Annotated in this window: 19 protein-coding genes; 11 read left to right on the forward strand and 8 right to left on the reverse strand. The window is 44.0% G+C overall.

The window, feature by feature from the left end:
* Positions 1–26 precede the first annotated feature (26 nt).
* A complete protein-coding gene (locus MHI25_RS05475) occupies positions 27–1,004 on the forward strand; it encodes a ring-cleaving dioxygenase (protein WP_076187299.1) in 978 nt (325 codons plus the stop codon).
* A gap of 17 nt (positions 1,005–1,021) precedes the next feature.
* Positions 1,022–1,627, forward strand: a complete 606-nt coding sequence (locus MHI25_RS05480; protein ID WP_038568951.1) for a flavin reductase family protein — start codon at positions 1,022–1,024, stop codon at positions 1,625–1,627.
* 67 nt (positions 1,628–1,694) lie between these two features.
* Here the strand turns inward: MHI25_RS05480 and MHI25_RS05485 are convergent, their stop codons facing one another.
* The gene (locus MHI25_RS05485) at positions 1,695–2,603 is read right to left on the reverse strand and encodes a DMT family transporter (RefSeq protein ID WP_340395087.1); all 909 of its coding nucleotides are present in this window, start codon (positions 2,601–2,603) and stop codon (positions 1,695–1,697) included.
* A 186-nt stretch (positions 2,604–2,789) separates the two neighbouring features.
* Positions 2,790–3,329, reverse strand: coding sequence for an NADPH-dependent FMN reductase (locus MHI25_RS05490; RefSeq protein ID WP_036676495.1), 540 nt, complete (start codon positions 3,327–3,329; stop codon positions 2,790–2,792).
* A 281-nt stretch (positions 3,330–3,610) separates the two neighbouring features.
* Here MHI25_RS05490 and MHI25_RS05495 point away from each other — a divergent pair, with 281 nt between their 5' ends.
* The 3 genes from MHI25_RS05495 (at position 3,611) to MHI25_RS05505 (ending at position 7,280) form a co-directional block, all read left to right on the forward strand.
* Positions 3,611–4,063 (forward strand): MarR family transcriptional regulator, encoded by a 453-nt coding sequence (locus tag MHI25_RS05495; RefSeq protein ID WP_036676493.1) that lies wholly within the window; start codon positions 3,611–3,613, stop codon positions 4,061–4,063.
* Between the two features lie 11 nt (positions 4,064–4,074).
* A complete protein-coding gene (locus MHI25_RS05500) occupies positions 4,075–5,286 on the forward strand; it encodes an MFS transporter (RefSeq protein ID WP_076130619.1) in 1,212 nt (403 codons plus the stop codon).
* A gap of 224 nt (positions 5,287–5,510) precedes the next feature.
* A complete protein-coding gene (locus MHI25_RS05505; RefSeq protein ID WP_340395088.1) occupies positions 5,511–7,280 on the forward strand; it encodes a M3 family oligoendopeptidase in 1,770 nt (589 codons plus the stop codon).
* Here MHI25_RS05505 and MHI25_RS05510 read toward each other — a convergent pair.
* On the reverse strand, positions 7,277–8,854 hold the full coding sequence (locus tag MHI25_RS05510; protein ID WP_339246663.1) for a bifunctional UDP-sugar hydrolase/5'-nucleotidase: 1,578 nt from the start codon (positions 8,852–8,854) through the stop codon (positions 7,277–7,279). The two genes, MHI25_RS05505 and MHI25_RS05510, sit on opposite strands and share 4 nt — an antisense overlap.
* Positions 8,855–9,031: 177 nt before the next feature.
* Between MHI25_RS05510 and MHI25_RS05515 the strand changes: the two genes are divergently transcribed.
* The 5 genes from MHI25_RS05515 (at position 9,032) to MHI25_RS05535 (ending at position 13,427) form a co-directional block, all read left to right on the forward strand.
* Positions 9,032–10,009, forward strand: a complete 978-nt coding sequence (locus MHI25_RS05515) for a phosphate/phosphite/phosphonate ABC transporter substrate-binding protein (protein ID WP_038568963.1) — start codon at positions 9,032–9,034, stop codon at positions 10,007–10,009.
* Between the two features lie 129 nt (positions 10,010–10,138).
* Positions 10,139–10,921, forward strand: coding sequence for a phosphonate ABC transporter ATP-binding protein (gene phnC, locus MHI25_RS05520; protein ID WP_038568965.1), 783 nt, complete (start codon positions 10,139–10,141; stop codon positions 10,919–10,921).
* A gap of 1 nt (position 10,922) precedes the next feature.
* Positions 10,923–11,714 (forward strand): phosphonate ABC transporter, permease protein PhnE, encoded by a 792-nt coding sequence (phnE, locus tag MHI25_RS05525; RefSeq protein ID WP_340395089.1) that lies wholly within the window; start codon positions 10,923–10,925, stop codon positions 11,712–11,714.
* Entirely contained in the window at positions 11,711–12,514 is an 804-nt protein-coding gene (gene phnE, locus MHI25_RS05530) for a phosphonate ABC transporter, permease protein PhnE (RefSeq protein WP_248547903.1), read from the forward strand. The genes phnE (MHI25_RS05525) and phnE (MHI25_RS05530) overlap by 4 nt, the downstream gene beginning before the upstream one ends.
* Positions 12,515–12,695: 181 nt before the next feature.
* A complete protein-coding gene (locus MHI25_RS05535; protein WP_036676473.1) occupies positions 12,696–13,427 on the forward strand; it encodes a ZIP family metal transporter in 732 nt (243 codons plus the stop codon).
* Between the two features lie 100 nt (positions 13,428–13,527).
* On the opposite strand, the gene MHI25_RS05540 is transcribed toward MHI25_RS05535, so the two are convergent.
* Both MHI25_RS05540 and MHI25_RS05545 read right to left on the reverse strand, forming a co-directional pair.
* Positions 13,528–14,520, reverse strand: coding sequence for an aldo/keto reductase (locus MHI25_RS05540; protein WP_076187312.1), 993 nt, complete (start codon positions 14,518–14,520; stop codon positions 13,528–13,530).
* Positions 14,521–14,611: 91 nt separating this feature from the next.
* Positions 14,612–15,460 (reverse strand): AraC family transcriptional regulator, encoded by an 849-nt coding sequence (locus tag MHI25_RS05545; protein WP_076130624.1) that lies wholly within the window; start codon positions 15,458–15,460, stop codon positions 14,612–14,614.
* Between the two features lie 200 nt (positions 15,461–15,660).
* On the opposite strand from MHI25_RS05545, the gene MHI25_RS05550 reads away from it, so the two are divergent.
* A complete protein-coding gene (locus MHI25_RS05550) occupies positions 15,661–16,212 on the forward strand; it encodes a general stress protein (protein WP_038568969.1) in 552 nt (183 codons plus the stop codon).
* Between the two features lie 89 nt (positions 16,213–16,301).
* On the opposite strand, the gene glpX is transcribed toward MHI25_RS05550, so the two are convergent.
* The 3 genes from glpX to MHI25_RS05565 are packed head-to-tail and all read right to left on the reverse strand — an operon-like array spanning position 16,302 to position 18,805.
* Positions 16,302–17,297 carry a class II fructose-bisphosphatase gene (gene glpX / locus MHI25_RS05555; protein WP_076130625.1) on the reverse strand — a complete coding sequence of 332 codons (996 nt, stop codon included), beginning with the start codon at positions 17,295–17,297 and terminating at the stop codon, positions 16,302–16,304.
* A gap of 44 nt (positions 17,298–17,341) precedes the next feature.
* On the reverse strand, positions 17,342–18,142 hold the full coding sequence (locus MHI25_RS05560; protein ID WP_179086341.1) for a pyruvate, water dikinase regulatory protein: 801 nt from the start codon (positions 18,140–18,142) through the stop codon (positions 17,342–17,344).
* Between the two features lie 18 nt (positions 18,143–18,160).
* The gene (locus MHI25_RS05565; RefSeq protein WP_081383827.1) at positions 18,161–18,805 is read right to left on the reverse strand and encodes a helix-turn-helix transcriptional regulator; all 645 of its coding nucleotides are present in this window, start codon (positions 18,803–18,805) and stop codon (positions 18,161–18,163) included.
* Positions 18,806–18,844 lie beyond the last annotated feature (39 nt).

An 18,844-nucleotide genomic window follows, 5' to 3' on the forward strand; every position in this document is an offset into this window, starting at 1 on the left:
CAACTAAACATTAGGAGTGTATAACAATGAGAAACTTAAAAGGGATTCACCACGTTACAGCCATCACAAGCAGCGCAGAGAAAAATTACGAGTTTTTTACTTACGTGTTAGGTATGCGTCTAGTGAAGAAAACAGTTAATCAAGATGATATTCAGACGTATCATTTGTTTTTTGCAGATGATAAGGGCAGCGCCGGAACAGATATGACCTTCTTTGATTTTCCTAACATCCCTAAAGGGGTTCATGGAACTAACGAGATTGCGAAAACATCCTTCCGGGTACCAACAGATGCTTCATTAGACTACTGGGTTAAGCGTTTTGATCGGCTTGCAGTGAAGCATACCGGCATTAAAGAGCAATTCGGCAAAAAGACATTATCCTTCGTAGATTTCGATGATCAACAGTATCAACTTATTTCAGATGAATTGAATAAAGGTGTCGTATCAGGTACACCGTGGCAAAAAGGACCTATCCCTTTGGAGTATGCAATAACTGGCTTGGGACCGATCTTTGTACGAATTGCTGATTTCAACTACTTCAAAGAAGTATTGGAGAAAGTGATGTTGTTTAAAGAAATTGCTCAGGAAGAGACGTATCATTTATTTGAAGTTGGCGAAGGCGGAAACGGTGCACAAATTATTGTAGAGCATAATGAGTTCTTACCGAATTCACGCCAAGGTTTTGGGACTGTTCACCATGCTGCTTTCCGTGTAGAGGATCGTGCGATGCTGGACGAGTGGACAGAGCGTTTTGAAGGCTTTGGATTCCAAACTTCAGGATATGTAGATCGTCACTTCTTCGAGTCGTTGTATACACGTGTTGCACCACAAATATTGTTTGAGCTTGCCACTGACGGGCCAGGATTTATGGGAGATGAGGAATATGAGACCGTTGGCGAGAAGCTTTCTTTGCCACCTTTCTTGGAACCTAAACGTGAGCAAATTGAGAAGTTAGTCCGTCCTATTGATACCGTTAGAAGTACGATCGACTTTGTGAAAGAGTGAAGAAGGGGCTGAGGAAATTGATTTCAATTGATCCAAAGCACAACAGTGAACGGGAAAATTACAAATTATTAATTGGCACTATTATTCCTAGGCCAATAGCCTTTGTCACAACACAATCAGAAGAGGGTCTCTTAAATGGTGCACCTTTTAGCTATTTTAATATCGTTTCGTCCAATCCTCCAATGGTTTCATTGGCTATTCAAAGACCGGCAGGTCGTTTAAAAGATACAGCCCGTAATATTTACGATAATCAACAGTTTGTTGTGCATATTGTAGATGAGGAGAATGTTGCGAAGATCAATCAGACTGCAGCCACATTACCTGCTTCTGAAAGTGAAATTGAATTGGCGAATCTTACACCGATTCAAAGTACAAGTGTAGCTGTGCCTGGCGTTTTGGAAGCGAAGGTGCGGATGGAGTGCAAGCTTGTTCAAGCAATTCCTCTAGGGGGCGAAGAACCTGGGAGTGACTTGTTTATTGGCGAAATTGTTCAATTCCATATCGATGAATCGATCTATCAGGAAGGGCATATTGACCCGAGAGTTCTAAACGCTGTGAGCCGTTTGGCGGGAAATAATTACGCAACCCTTGGAGAGATTTTTACAATAGATAGGCCGGAATAAGCAACTATAGAATAGACCTGCTAGTAAGCAATGAAGCCTACTTAGCAGGTCTTTTTGTGTACCGAAGCTACAGCTCGTCCGCAACCCCCAACAAAGCAATCCCTAGAATCACAACGATAATAACGGCATATTGTGCCTTGCTTAGTTTTTCTTTGAGGAAGATTCGCGATAATATTACGGAAAAAATGCTGTATGAAGCAATAAGTGGTGCCGCGATAATCGCGTTGCTGGACATAGCAAATACGTAGAAGAATTGTCCGGTCGTTTCCAGAATGGCTGCGAAGCCCTTATCCCGTTCTTTAAATAGGTTGAACTTTACCTTTTTAAAAAATTTCAGGTATGTAAAAGACAAGATAGCACATATAAAGAAGGTGTATTCATACGCGAGCAGAGCTGCTTTTTCGCTAATCAGGCTGAGTTCATCCAAATAAATAGCATCGGCAAAGGTGCCAAGTCCATCGATTAGGCAGTATAGGATTGGAAAAATGATGGCGATCACGCCAATCTGATATTTTTTATCAATCTGTGTGGTGCTCTTTTGAAGCGCTTGGTGTTCTGCTTTCTTTTCCAAGATGGCGATCCCGATAATGCCCAAGGTGATAACGGCAACACCAACGATTTCAAGCGCCCCTAGCTCATGGGTGAAAAAGATAAATAATAATATCGTCGTTACAGCGCCAGATGAATTTTGTACGGGGGAGGCAATGGATAACTCAATATATCTGAGTCCAATATAACCAACTGCCATCGACAGGATATAGAGTGCAGACACAGGGAAATATCGGATTAAGTCCATAGGATCAAAGGTTAATCCTTGAATGAGCATATAAGCTGTTGCGTGAATACCCATGACTATCCCCACGATAATGACAATCTTAATATGGCTATACCGATCCTGACTATCGGTCCCCTTTTTATAAAATAAGTCAGCCCCTCCGCAAGCGAAGGCTGTTAATAATGCAAACATAAACCACATAATCATTGCTCCTTGCTGTAGATTAAAATCCCCGCCGATTATACCAGATTAGATTCTACACAGGGTGCTCATTTCATCACACATAAAAAATACACCCTCTAGAATCGACCGGACAAACCAAAGGTTTATCAAATGTCTATTCTAAAGGGTGTACTTCATAACATAACAGAGGGGTAAGGCGCTATCTTAACGTAGAGTTTTCAATGCGCCACTCCAAGCCAAGACTTGATCCAGCATCCCATTAAGATTGGTAAGATGCAGATCCGCTGGTTTAAACACAGTTCCGTTCTCGAAATCAGTGAACAGTGACAATGCAGGGTGTACACGAACGTCTGCTACAGATAGTTCTCCCAAGATTCCGCGTAGATGTTCAGCTGCACGAGCGCCCCCTACGGAACCATAACTTACGATACCTGCTGCTTTATTATTCCAAGCTTCACGGGCATAATCGAGCGCATTTTTCAGTGATGCAGAAATACTGTGGTTATATTCTTGTACGATAAATACGAAACCGTCTAGTGTAGCAAGTTTAGTGTTCCATGCTGTTGCTTGTTCAGTTGCATCAGCCTCACCCAATAGTGGAAGCTTGAAATCTGCAATATCTATGATCTCATAATTAGCATCCCCGCGTGCATCCGCAATCTTTTTAACCCATTCTCCTACTTGCGGGCTTAAACGACCTTGACGAGTACTTCCGAGAATAATACCGATGTTTAATTTTGACATTGTTTGTTCCTCCTCAATTTTTGTTCTACCAAATAGTTTGTCTAGAAATCCCATGAAGTACACAACCTTTAAAAATTATTTATCTCAAGAGTAGTAAACTCTGGTTGTCTTTAAGTTAAGTATCTTTAAGATGAGATAATAATACCGCACATAGTGTGCTTTGTCAAGCAACTTTATAATAGTTAGTTTATAGCTTTGCTTCACCTTTACAAAATTAGTTGTTAGGAATATAATTGTTTAAGCAACTATTAAAACAGTGTTAATTGAGAAGGGATACGATCATGACGACAAAGCATAACCAATCCGAGCTTACGTTAGGATTTATGATGGGCACGACTTATCGTAAATTAAGCATGTTATTTCAAAGTGGGCTGAAAGAACATGATATAACACCGGAGCAATGGTCAGTCCTTTTTCATATTGACAGAACGGAAGGTTTGATTCAGAAGGACATTGCTAAGCGCTCTGGTAAGGATAAGCCAACTACAACGCGAATTCTGGATCATTTGGAAGGAAAGGGACTGATCTATAAAAGAACCGGTGAGAACGATCGGCGTTCTTTTAAAGTCTATATTACGGAAAAAGGAAGGTCTCTGGTGAAGGAAACCGTTCCTATTGAAGATAAGGTGACAGAAGAGATTATGAACTGTATTTCTAGTAAGGAATATGAGTTGCTCATGGAATTGCTGCTAAGAATAAACAATCATGTAGATCAAATAACAGATGGAGAGTAGGAAGGCAAGTTATGTTAGAACAACAAGAACTACGTACGAAATTATGGACCAAATCTTTTATTGCTTTAACGATTAGTGCTTTATTTTTATTTATGAATTTACAGATGTTGTTATCTTCGTTTCCGTCTTACGTAAAAAGCGAATTTCAGGCCGGAGATATTATGGTCAGCCTCGTTACCAGCGTCTTTGCATTAACTGCGATCGCTTCACGTTTTATGACCGCTTTTCTGATGCGAAAGGTTAGCCGCAATGTATTATTATATATTGGCTTAGCAATTGCCGCCGCTATTACCGGCCTTTATGTTGTAGCAGATTCTATCGGATCACTGCTGCTGATGCGTGTGGGCTATGGGATTGGATTCGGGATTGCCAGCACGATTATCCCAACGATTGTTTCACAGATTATTCCAAGCAAAAGAATGGGTGAAGGGATAGGTTATTTCGGTTTATCCACCAGCCTGGCGATGTCGATCGGTCCAATGATTGGCTTGAATGTGATGAAACAATCAGGTTTTGGAACACTGGCTATGATCGGTATGGTAACTTTACTTCTTGCTTTTCCAGTACTTTTATTTTCTCGTTCACTTCCAGCGCAACCGAAAAAAAAGCCTACCCCAACTCAAAGCGAATCCACCAAACCTCTCAAGGTTCCGTTTAATACAAAGTTAGTATTGCCTGCCATTCTAAATGTCATGTTGGCAATTACCTACGGGGGATTGCTAAGCTTTATCGCTTTATTCGGCGAATCAGTTCATCTGGAGCAAGTGGGTTTGTTCTTTTTATTTAATGCGGTTACGATCATCATTATAAGACCTATCTCCGGCAGATTATTTGATAAAAGAGGACCAGCTTCTGTCCTAATTCCGGCGGCGGTTTGCGTCGTTGCAAGCTTAACTGTGCTTTCTTATACGACCTCTATGCCAATGCTCATCGTTTCTGCACTGCTGTATGGACTTGGTTTCGGTGCTATTCAGCCAACGATCCAGGCTTGGATGCTTCGCACCTCAACACCTGCACAATATGGTATGGCCAACAGTATGTTCTATAACTCAACGGATTTGGGTGTAGCCAGCGGAGCCATTATTCTGGGGGCAATCTCGGCAGCAACTGATTATGGGATAATGTATCGTTATTCGGCTGGGTTTATGGTGTTGTTCCTTATCGTGTATGTGGGGATTCAGATTAACAAGGCTAGAGTGAATCCTTCAACCTTAAGTCAATAGGGTTCGGAGATTAAGCCAATCTTTATCTACTATTCATATTATTTTAAGCTAAGAGGGTTATAGTAATCACATAACCCCCTTATAATATAGACTTTGACCCTGCCGGACGTTGGCAGGGTCCTTTTTTTGTGTATGAAGAGAAGAAGTAAATTATGTCGATGCACTTTTCTGGTGGTATGGATTATGCTTAGAAGAATAGGAATCGAAGGGGGAGAGATTTGCGAATGAATATGACATGGAACTTAGATAGTTTATATCCTTCCTTTGAATCGGAGCAGTTAAAAAGGGATCGCAAGCTACTGGCCCAGCATATACAAGATTTAAAGCGGTGGGCTGAGCACCATTTGAATGTAAAAGACGTTACAGCCATGCCTGTGGAGGGCTTTTTAAGAATTTATAATGATTATAAAAGCATATATGTATGCTTGTTAGCTTATGCAGAGTTAACACTCAACGCAGATCGTGGCTCCGAGGAAGGCATGAATCTTGCTGATGATATTGAGGAGGCCAATTCAGAAATCATCGGGGTAGTTGTGGCTTTTAAGCGCTGGTTTAGCACTTGTGATCATATGGATGAGCTTATCGTTAGCTCACCTTATCTAATGGAGCATCAATTTTATTTGCGAGAACTCCTGTTACAATCCCGCTATGAGTTAAGCGAAGAACTTGAAATGGCCATAGCCAAAATGCAGAGTACAGGATCCAAAGCATGGAGCAGACTGTATATGGAGAGGACTTCAAGTGCACTTGCAGATCTAGTGGTAGATGGGGAAACTAGAAAAGTGACACTTGCGGAGCTAAGAAGTATGGCTTATGAGAATAATGCCAGCTTAAGAAAAGCTGCTTATGAAGCGGAGGCAGAAGCCTGTAGTCGTATTGCTGAGGTCTGCGCAGCCAGCTTAAATGGCATTAGTGGTGAGGCGCTGACGATTTATGGCATGCGGGGTTATCAATCTTCTTTGGAAAAAGTGTTAATCGCTTCGAGAATGGACAGTGAGACTTTAGCCGCTATGCTCACTGCTCTTCGGGAGAGCCTGCCAGCCTTTCATACCTATTATCAAAAGAAAGCCGAGCTGCTGGGACATCCGGCAAAGCTGCCTTTTTACGATATTTTTGCACCAGTCGGTGTAGAAAACGGGAAAATTACATACGCTAACGCCAAAGATACAATCTTCTCGAGCTTCGCAACCTTTAGTGAGGAACTGTCTTGTTTTGCTCAGAAGGCTTTTGATCAGCAATGGATTGATGCAGAACCTAGATCAGGCAAAGGGGGGTATGGACTTTGCATTGATATTTTCCCGATTGGCGAGAGCAGAATTATGACCCAGTTCACCGGAAATGCCATAGATATTAGTATCCTTGCCCATGAGCTCGGCCATGCCTATCATAGCTCCTGTCTGGCTAATGAAACGATGCTGAATACGGATTACCCGATTCCGATTGCTGAAACGGCTTCGATTTTTTGTGAGACGATAGTGAACCATGCCATAATTACAAATTCAACGGAGAAGGAAGCTCTGCTTATTCTGGAGAGAAGTATTTCTGATGCCGGTTATTATCTTGTAGACTTTTATGCCCGTTATTTATTTGAGATCAAATTATATGAGAGAAGAGCATTAGGCCCGCTGTCTGTTCAAGAGCTAAATGAATTGATGATTGCCTGTATGGTGGAAGCCTATGGTGAGGGCATTGACCCGGGTACAATCCATCCGTACATGTGGATGAACAAAGCTGGATATTTTATGGCTAGTAATGAATTTTTGAATTTTCCGTATTCCTTTGGTTTGTTATTCTCTAAAGGGCTGTACGCGGAATATTTAAAGAGGGGCGAAGAGTTCGCCCCTAAGTATCGCCAGTTCCTTAGGGATACCAGCAAACATAATATTGTTGATGTAGCAAAAACAATGGATCTAGATGTTCACTCCGTCGACTTCTGGAGAAGTGCGTTGAAGCTGATAGAGAGCGATATTGGGGTGTTCATCGCTAAAGCCTAAACAACTCTCCAATTATGGTCACAGGTAGCTTCAATTTGGCCATGCTTTTCAATGTAGTCCGTGACAATTTCAGATATGTCGATCATAATTTCTTGAACAATCGCTTTACCCTTATACATCTCATAATCTCCGCCACCGCTGGCTCTATAATTGTTCATAACAACCTCATATTCTTTAGAGTCCTCTATAGGCTGTCCTTGGTACAGCAGATGGAGGACTCTTTCGCCTGCAGGTCTAGCGGTATCAAGCTCGTATTGTATTCCTTCCCACATATCATAATTGTAATGCTGCGGTTTAGGCTCGATGTAGGCGGGGTTAACGATTATTATTCCGTTCTCGTCTTGTTGGAAATAGTTAGCGGTTTGTTCTAAGGCCTCTCTAATATCTTGTCCTGTCAGTCTTAGGACGGTTAAGGTGTTGGGATAAATGAAGTTCGATAAAATGTCTCTGCGTGTGATGGTTTCGCTGAAACCCTTGCAATCGTTACTGAGTAAGGCTGCTGTAGAAATATCTATGCCAGTAGCCTCCATTTGTACCTTATTCATAAATTCTATAAAAGGGTGGTCAGCTAAGCGGCATTCATCAGCACTGGAAATAGACAGGTCCCCGATAACCGTTCCTATTCTCTCATCCAGCCAAGTTTGTGTTTCTGATTCAAGAGTACTGCTCAGCTCTAGGATTATTTCATCTGCAGCTGTTGTCTCATTAACGTTAAGGAGCTCGGCATGTTTACGCTGAATCTTCCAGTGTGTATTTTCTTTTTGGAAAATAACCGAGATTTTACCGAGGGAAAGTCCATTACAACCAGGTTGTATGATTGTAACACCGTTTAACTCTCCAGCTATGGAGCGGTGCTGATGTCCGGTAATTAGCACATCTATGCCCTCTACCTCTGTACACATGGCGTAGGCTTGATTCTCCCCCGTTAGTCTTTCTACAGGTTCTCCACTGCTTAGATCGCGTTCGAATCCGCCGTGGTAAGCTACAACGAGCAGATCAGGCTGCTCTTCTGCCCGTATAATGGCACACCAATGCTTTACAGTCTCTAGCGAATCCTCAAATTGAAGCCCTTCAATATGGCTAGGGTTCTCCCAGTGGGGGATGTAATGCGTCGTAACCCCTAGAACGGCTACTTTGATTTTATCTACCCATTTGATGATATAGGGTTTACCAAAGGCGGGTTGATTTGTCGTGTTATCTATAATTCCAGCTGATAACCAAGGAAAGCAGGAATCCTGAACGGCTTTATTCAGCAGAGTTTTGCCAAAATTGAATTCATGGTTGCCAATAATTGCAGCGTCATATTTCAATTCATTTAGTGCAGCTATGCCCGGATTCAGCTCATTACTATAATGTGTAGCTGCATAATAAGTTAACGGTGTGCCTTGAATAAGATCACCGTTATCTATAAGGATCAGCTCAGGAGTATGGGATCTTTCTTGTTTAATGAGGGTAGCAATTGTTGCTAAGCCTGCTGGTCGTTTCTCCCCCGTGCGGTAATCGACGGGCCCAAAATGTCCATGTAGATCACTTGTTACGAGGATTTCACAGGTTATTGAATTCTCTTTATTCATAGGTAGCCCCTCCTGATAATAAGTTCAGACCTCATTCTAGCAGATAATTTGGTAACTTTAAGAGATTGGAATAAATTTTACATATATTTGATGCTTGGTTGCTATTGATTTAATAAAACACATCTATAGTTTAGAAGTACTCAAAAATAAAAATAGAAAACAGTGGAGGTCTTTCGTTTGAGAAAAATCAGTAAATTCGTATTGCCGCTAATGATGTCTATTACATTGCTTAGTGGTTGTGGCGCTAACAACACTACAAATAATGCAAACCAAGGATCGACGGACGGGGCAAATGCACCGAAGGAAACGGCAGCTCCTGTAGCAGAGGGTTATGTTCCAGAGAAGCTTACTGTACAATTTGTTCCTTCTCAAAATGCAGATACGCTCGAAGCTAAAGCGAAACCTCTTGAAAAATTACTGGGTGACAAGCTCGGTATTCCTGTAGAAGTAAGTGTCTCTACTGATTACAACACCGTTATCGAAGCTATGGCCTCTAAAAAAGTGGATGTAGGTTTCCTTCCTCCAACTGCTTACGTGTTAGCTAAAGAAAAAGGAGCAGCTGAGGTTATTCTTCAGGCTCAACGTTTTGGTGTAAATGATGAAACCGGTGGTCCAACAGATGAATTAGCGGATTTCTATAAATCTATGATTATCGTCAAGAAAGATTCTGCGATCAAATCGGTTGCCGATTTGAAAGGTAAAAAAATTGCCTATCAAAACGTTACATCCTCAGCAGGTTTTGTATGGCCGGCTGCAACACTAATGGATGCAGGACTTGATCCGTTGAAGGATGTACAAGCCATTACGGTTAAAGGTCATGATCAAGGCGTGCTTGCTGTGCTGAATGGTGACGTAGATGCAGCAGCTATTTTCCAAGATGCCCGGAACACGGTCGTTAAGGATTATCCAAAAGTATTTGAAGATACTCAAGTTCTCGCCTTTACTGATAAAATTCCTAACGATACGATTTCGGTCCGTTCAGATATGAATAAAGAATGGATAGAAAAAATCCAGCAGGCATTCATTGATATCGCAGCTGACACAGAAGGCCATGAGATTATCAAAGACATTTACTCTCATGAAGGTTATGTGAAATCACAAGACAGCAACTTTGACATTGTTCGCGAATACAACAGTAAAGTAAAAACAGAGTAGAACAGGCCGTTCAAGGATACAACGATGTTGGTGTATAACAGGCATTAAGGATAGCCAGCTCCGGATTCCCCCCCGGATCTGGCTATCTCTTTTATACGAATATACGAAAACACATAAAGGGATGATTTCATGATAGAGCTTCGTAATGTATCCAAAACGTATCTAAACGGAACCAAAGGATTAAACAACATTAACCTGACCATTCCAGCCGGAGAATTTGTAGCTATTGTTGGTCTTTCGGGAGCAGGGAAGTCGACCTTGCTGCGTTCCATTAACCGGCTTCATGATATTTCCGAAGGTAATATTCTTATTAACGGGCAGTCCATCACGAATGCAAAAGGAAGCCGGCTACGAATGATCCGTAGGAATATCGGAATGATCTTTCAAAGCTTCAACTTAGTGAAACGTACGACGGTGCTTCGTAATGTTTTGGCAGGACGGGTGGGCTATCATTCCACACTGCGGACGATACTTGGCAGATTCCCACAAAAGGATATCGATTTAGCCTTCGAATCCCTTGATCGGGTAAATATCGCCGAGAAGGCCTATACACGTGCAGATCAGCTATCTGGAGGTCAGCAGCAACGTGTAGCTATTGCCCGTGTTCTTGCGCAGGAGGCACAGATTATCCTCGCAGATGAACCTGTAGCTTCACTAGATCCGCTCACAACCAAGCAGGTTATGGATGATCTAAAGAAGATTAATATGGAACTCGGGATTACAACCATTGTGAATTTGCATTTTATTGATCTGGCTAGAGAATACGCTACCCGGATTATTGGGCTCCGGGCAGGAGAGGTTGTCTTCGATGGTCCTGTATCAGAGGCAACCGATGAGAGGTTTGCTGAGATTTACGGCAGACCGATTCATCAGGATGAGTTGTTAGGTGAGCCTGTACTCGGAGGCGTGTGAGATGAGTGTGAATGCAGAGAAGCTACATCCCAAACCGCCAAGGAAGATAAAACATTATTTCACAGCCATTATATTAGTAGTATTACTGTGGAGAAGTGCTGTCTTAACCGATTCATCCTTCGGGGAGCTGATCTCCGGTCTGCCGAATATGCTTGATTTGCTTAAGGAAATGTTTCCCCCGAACTGGGGGTATTTTGACAACATTATAGATGCGATGCTGGAGACGATCCGGATGGCGCTGGTTGGCACAACGTTTGGTGCCATTCTTGCAGTTCCGGTTGCGCTGTTGTGTGCAAGCAATATTACGCAAAGCCGTTGGCTTCATTATCCGGTCCGTATGCTGCTGAACCTGATCCGCACGATTCCCGATCTGCTGTTGGCTTCTATCTTTGTGGCCATTTTCGGCCTCGGTGCGCTTCCTGGGATATTTGCTTTGACGATATTTTCGTTGGGGCTGATCGCCAAGCTTACCTATGAAACGCTGGAGACGATTGATCAAGGACCTTTGGAAGCAATGACTTCAGTGGGGGCTAATAAGATTCAACGCATTATGTTCGGAGTCATTCCACAGGTACAGGCTCATTTTATGTCTTATGTCCTATATGCCTTCGAGATTAATGTTCGTGCTGCGGCGGTTTTAGGTCTGGTAGGAGCGGGTGGGATCGGCCACTATTATGAAGTCACCCTAGGCTTTTTGGAATACGATAAGACTTGCACCATCATCTTGTTCACATTAGCAGTAGTACTGATTATTGATTATGTAAGCACTAAGCTGCGGGAGAAATTAATATGAGTAAATCATGGAATACCCTTGTCCCTAAACCCCGTAAAAATCGTTTTCGTTGGCTGATTTATGTAGCCCTAGCCGCGTTATATATTTGGGCTTTTTCGGGAGTGCCGTTTAATGGATTCAAAGAAACCGCCGGGATCATTACTAAAGCAATTTTTGCCGGGATATTCTCACCTGACTGGGCCTTCGTTTATTTACCAGATGGGGAGGATCTCCTTCGGGGATTGCTTGAGACGTTAGCTATTTCAATCCTAGGCACTTTTATCTCGACCTTTTTATGTATTCCTTTTGCATTTTGGGCTGCAGTTAACATGAGCAAGGGAAAGATAATTTCAGGTTCCGGCAAGCTGATGTTGAGCTTTATACGAACCTTCCCTGAGATTATTATGGCTTTGCTGTTTATCAAAGCTGTTGGACCGGGTTCTTTTGCAGGTGTGCTGGCTCTGGGACTACATTCGGTGGGCATGCTCGGCAAATTGTTCGCGGATGAGATTGAGAATATCGACAACGGTCCACTCGAAGCTTTAATTTCTTCTGGTGCCAGCCGCATGCAGGTATTGTGGTTTGCGGTGTTGCCGCAGGTGCTGCCGGGATTCTTATCCTATACCTTATATAGATTCGAAATTAACGTTCGTTCGGCTACAATTCTAGGTGTGATTGGAGCAGGCGGGATCGGCACACCGTTAATCTTTGCGCTCAGTTCACGGAATTGGGACCGCGTGGGGATTATACTGCTAGGTATCATTGCGATGATCACAATTATTGATTTGATTTCCGGCAAGATCCGGAAGAAGCTGGTGTAACCGAGTTGCATAATGATATGTGAGACAAAGACCTCCTTAGGGTATGAACCGAACCTAGGGGAGGTCTTTTATGATATGATCCATACTATATTGGACCATTCGAAAATGTATGAAAAAGTAATAATTATTTTTTCTGAAACATATGTTGGTCTATCCGACTTGTACCAAAGGAGTTGAAGGTTTGGAATCTGCGCTTATTGGCAGCTTTGTATCGGCAATGGCTACCGTTCTTGGAGCATTTCCGATCCTGTTCGTGAAGAGGTTATCCGAGAAGTGGAAAGATATCCTCGTAGCCTTCACTGCGGGGATTATGGTGTCCGCCTCCACGTTTGGACTCATGCCGCAATCGATCAAAGAATCGGGGATTATCGCTTTAACCTTGGGCTTGATTACCGGAGTGCTGCTGCTTGATTTAATTGAAAATAACATCCCGCATATCGATGTGGAGAATAAGCCCGGTTATACCAATATGGATTCAAAAGCGCTGCTTGTTATGATTGCGCTGTTCATCCACAACATACCAGAAGGCCTCAGTACAGGTTTCAGTTATGCCAGCGAACAGGCCAGTTTAGGTCCTACCGTGGCGATTGCCATTGGCGCACAGAATATGCCGGAAGGTTTGATTCTTGCGGTCTTTCTGATGAATTCGCGAACTAGCAAGCTAAAAGCCTTAGGAATCGTTACACTTACCGGCTTGATGGAGATGGTATCTGCGGTGATCGGGTATTTTACTGCCAGTTACCTGCATAATGTTGTGGGTTATGGTCTAGCTTTTGCAGCCGGGGCTATGCTCTTTATCGTCTACAAGGAGCTGATTCCGGAGAGTCATGGCCATGGTTATGAGCGGCCTTCGACGTATTCTTTTATTTTTGGATTATTGATCATGGTGTACATCACGCAGATATTTGGGTGAGCAAATAGAACTCTAATCTATAAAAAAGAAGACCAATGAAATGCCAGAGCAGCTTTAAGCTGCCTGACCTCATTGGTCTTTGTCTTGTTATAACTAAGCTTTATCCCCGCAGAATTGCCTCAATTTGCTCTAGTTCTTCAGCGCTAAGCTCTGGGGCATTTAAGGAAGCGACGGCATCTTCAATCTGGCTTACCTTACTTGCGCCGATCAATGCAGAAGTTACTTTGTCTCCACGGAGTACCCAAGATAACGCTAGCTGAGACATTTTTTGTCCACGTGCAGCAGCAATCTCGTTCAGTTTGCGAACCTTGCCGATCGCCTCTTCAGTAATGGCATTCTCAGACAGGAATACACTTGGGCCAGCGGCACGGGAATCAGGAGCGATTCCGTTTAGATAGCGATCGGTTAGTATGCCACCTTGTAGCGGGGAGAACACAATGGAGCCGATGCCTTCTTCAGACAATACATCCTGCAAGCCATCTTCAATCCAGCGGGACATCATGGAATAGTTTGGCTGATGAATCAGGCATGGCGTGCCAAGTCGACGCAGAATTTGTGCCGCTTCGCGTGTTTGTTCAGGTCCGTAATTCGAAATCCCGACATACAGCGCTTTACCTTGGCGTACCACGAGGTCCAGCGCAGCCATTGTTTCTTCCAGTGGTGTATTTGGATCTGGGCGGTGGTGATAAAAAATATCAACATAATCCAGTCCCATACGTTTTAAGCTTTGATCTAGGCTGGAGACGAGATATTTTTTGGAGCCCCATTCACCATAAGGACCAGCCCACATATAATAACCAGCTTTAGTAGAGATAACCATCTCATCACGATAAGGGGTCAGATCCTTTTTAAGAATTTGGCCAAAACTTTCTTCGGCGGAGCCTGCGGGTGGACCGTAATTATTGGCAAGGTCAAAATGAGTGATTCCAAGATCAAAAGCTCTTCTTACCATGGCGCGGCCATTCTCAAATAAGTCGTTGCCGCCAAAGTTATGCCATAGACCAAGCGAGATCGCTGGCAGGAGTAGACCGCTCTTTCCGGTGCGATTATATTTCATATTGTCATATCTGGTAGCGCTTGCGTTATACATGATTTATTCCTCCTATAAACACTTATTACTTAGTACGTTACGTCCTTATTGTAGCGAAAGATCGCGGACAAACGTATGTCAGCAAGGAAGAAGTTTATAGTACAATGTCATTTTCGAGATGACGGCTACGGTATTCTTTTGGCGAACAACCTTTCACCTTCTTGAACATCCGTGAAAAGAGTAAGGGGTCCTGATAGCCCACAGAACGTGAGATTTCACCAATCGTGCATAAGGTCTCTGTCAGCAGCTCGCACGCCTTAGCGATGCGGAAATTTAATAAATACTGCTGGGGTGGCATACCTATTGTCCGTTTGAACAAGGAGGATAAATATTTGCGATCCAGCTTGAGCGAAGAGGACATCATCTCAACCGAAATATTTTCACAATAATGTGTATGCAAAAAGTGCAGGCATTGCTCGACGTAAATACTCTTTTGACGTGGTAAAGGAAGTACATCTGGAACTGCTGGCACCGCTCGAAGTAACAGAGAAAAGAACTCATACATAATTGCTTTTAGAGGTAGATCCAGACTGTCCGAAGCTTCAGCTGCTTGTGTCAGGAGCTCGTATAAATTCGGCATAAGCTGTTCATCCATTGGAAAGATCGGATGCTCAGGTGACAAGGCGGTTTTGGCCAAAATATAATCAACCTGCTCCCCGGTAAAAGCTACCCAAGAATAGGCCCATGGATTTGCTATGTCTGCTGTGTAGGCAGTTACGATATGCGGATAGGTGAGAAAAGCTTGTCCTGGCTTAAGATAATGGGTCTGTTCACCCACAGTAACTTCACCTGTTCCTGCATGGATAAAATGTATTTTATATACGTCACGGACCCCAGGTCCAAAAAAATGTCCGGGAAGACACTGCTCCCGCCCCCAGTAATGGAGATGCAGGTCGGGATTGCCTCGGAAGGGACGCTCAGAATTATAGTTAAATATCGCCATGGATGATTCCTTCTCTTTCTTCTATAGAGTTAATCAAGGTAGTTGTACCCGCTTACTTTTATTATACAGCATATTTTAGAAGGAATATTAACTCGGAATTGCAGACAATTCAAAGATCGTAGTTTATCCCTGTCCAGTTTGGTTAAGTAAGCTATGAAGCTGAACGTATGAGCTAACTACATCAATAGGAGGTAATGGAGATGAATAAGAGAATAGTGGGTGTCTTTGCTGCCGAATACGAAGCTTCGCGAGCTATTGAGGAGTTGAAGCGTCAGGGCTGTAGGACAGAGGATATTTCGATTATCGCGAGAAATAAAGCGGACGAGGAAACTCTTAGAGACGAGTCAGGAACCGTGGCCCCGGAGGGTATGGCTACAGGTGCAGCTACTGGTGGTCTGCTGGGTGGAGTAACGGGGCTGCTGATGGGAATTGGCGCTTTGGCTATTCCTGGTATTGGACCTATTATTGCAGCCGGACCTCTTGCGGCAACACTAGCCGGAGCGGCGATAGGAGCAGGCAGTGGCGGGTTAGTCGGCGGACTTATTGGCCTTGGCATCCCTGAAGAGGAAGCAGAGAGCTACGATAATTACGTGGATGAAGGTCATATTCTAGTAATGGTGGATGTGGAAGGCGAGCAGAAGGAGCAAGAAGTGAAACAAATCTTCGCAAAGTATAACAGCCTGAACGCAGAACGCTTTGAGAAAGTTGCTAATATAGATCCATTAGCGAGTGAACGTATTGGAAATAAATAAGAAGCAATTAGCATTCAGTGTAAAAAAACAAAACAGGCTATCTCACTAGCAAAGGATACTGCTAGTGAGATAGCCTGTTTTTTGCGGTTTTATAGAGAGACAGCATTTTGTCTAACAGTCTGCGCAGCCGGTATTTCTTTTCCTGGCAGGAAATGAATGCTGCGGATATAGCGGATTGTCCGGCTCTGTGCCCGCATGATTACCGAATGTGTCTCCGCGCGTTCTTTGCCGATAAAACGGACACCGTTCAGGAATTCACCTGACGTTACACCCGTGGCGGCAAAGAGGACGTCGCCCGTGCCAACCATGTCTTCCATGTATAGCACTCGCGTTGGATTGGCAATTCCCATGCGTACACAGCGCTGTAGCTCTACTGGTCCATCCGGGAGCAATCTGCCCTGCATTTCACCACCAAGGCATTTCAGTGCAGCGGCAGCAAGAACACCTTCGGGTGCTCCGCCGGAACCCATATATAAATCGACATCGCTGTCTGGCAGTGCAGCCGCAATAGCGCCAGCGACATCTCCGTGACCAAGCAGCTTAATTCGTACCCCGGCTTCACGCAGGCTATTAATCAGCTGCTCATGCCGTTTGCGATCCAGCACCATTACGGTTAACTCGGAGAGGGATTTGCCAGTGTAATGGCAGGCTTTTTGCAGAGTGATCTCTACAGGGTCCTCGAGTCTAAGCTTACCGGCAAGCTCGGGCCCGCAGGCTAACTTCTCCATATAAATGTCTGGGGCATGCAGCAGGCTGCCTTTATCTGCTATAGCAATAACAGATTGCGCATTATGCAGGCCGCAGGCAACAACCTCAGTTCCTTCGAGAGGATCGACGGCTACATCGACAGCGGGACCTTTTTGGTTCCCGACTTTCTCACCAATATAGAGCATTGGAGCATCATCCATCTCTCCTTCACCTATCACAACAGTTCCGTCGATGGACACAGAATCGAACATGGAACGGATCGCAGTCGTGGCTGCATCATCTGCCGCATTTTTATCGCCCCGCCCAATCCAACGAGCCGAGGATAAAGCACCTAGTTCAGTTACCCGTACAATCTCAAGGGCCAGTTCGCGCTCCATTCTAATTCCCTCCAGTGCATTCTATATATTTTGTAAACTGAAATTTAGATATAACCCATAATAATACCAGCGGTTTCTTCTATAGCCTTGTCAGTAATATCAATTACAGGACAGCCCAGCTTGTTGAACAATGAAGCGGCGTATTCCATCTCTTCGGTGATCCGCGCCAGACTTGCATATTGGGAACCTGTCGGTAATCCGAGAACCTTAAGCCGCTCAGAGCGGACCTTCAGCATGTACTCGGGTTTCATGGTTAATCCGATAAGCCGGTTCGGCGGCAAGCTTAATAGTTCTTGCGGAGGACCAATCTCCGGGATAATCGGATAGTTAACGACTTTTTTTCCTCTATGGGCCAAAAAGATGCTAAGCGGTGTTTTTGAAGTACGGGACATGCCCAGCAGAACGATATCGGCTTTGAGCATGGCGCCCAGATCACGGCCGTCATCACAGGCGACGGTGAATTCTATAGCTTCTATGCGGCGGAAATAATTCTCGTCGAGCTGGTGTAGAAGACCTGGCCGCTGCTGAGGAGCATCGTCGAAGGTATCAATGAAGGCCTGCATCATAGGGCCCATGATATCAACGATCCGTAAATCAAGACGTACCGCTTCCTCGCGGATCATTTCTCTTAATTCTGGCTGCACTAATGTATAGGCGACAAAACCTTTATGCTGAGCTGCTTCTTCCATAAGCTTGCGTAGCTCGTCTTCATGCCTAATATTGCCGTATCTTTTAATGGTGACCTGCTGATTCTGAAATTGGTGAATAACGGCCTGCACGACAGCCTCTGCCGTATCTCCTATAGAATCCGAGCATATCGTTATTAAGTTGGAAGATTGCTCGATGCTCATGGGTTCCTCCTGTTATCCTTTGGCTTCAAGTTCGAGGAGAAGTTTGATGATGGAGGTTTTTGTTAAACGTCCTACCACATCCAGTTTTGTACCACCGTCTTCAGCAGCGCTGGGAACAACCACCGGCAAACTGTCTACCTCGTGAAAAATCATCTTATGTGCAGCTTCAAGCACCGGCTCATCCGGTGAAGTTGTGACCACTTTGGGCTGGCGCGTCATAACCATGCTTACGGGCATGGAGACTGCACCGGGGTTACCCAAGGTTACCTTTAAGAAATCCTTACGTGAAGCAACGCCCGTGAGTTTACCCTCTTCGTCACAGATAATAAGAGTGCCTACATCCTGTAGAAAAAGCGTAACTACGGCATCTTGAATAGTTGTGGTCTCACGGATAACTATAGGTACACTTTGAATTTCTTTGACCATCGTTTCCTGCAGCAGATAACCGCTTCCCTGACGACTGGATGATTTCAATCCTGGGAAGTACCCGACCTTCGGCTTGGCGTCGATATATTTGAGCATAACCAAAACAGACAGATCCGAGCGAATTGTTGGCCGGGTAAGATTCAAACTTTCGGCAATCTGTTCGCCGGTAATCGGAGCTCTTTTGTTAACGATATCGATAATCTCTATTTGACGTGATGTCAGTTCGATCACAATTCCCTCCACTTCCGATAAAAAAGGCATTCCTCTTTA

It is taken from the genome of Paenibacillus sp. FSL E2-0177 (genome assembly GCF_037992975.1).
Taxonomy (GTDB): Bacteria; Bacillota; Bacilli; order Paenibacillales; family Paenibacillaceae; genus Paenibacillus_AQ; species Paenibacillus_AQ odorifer.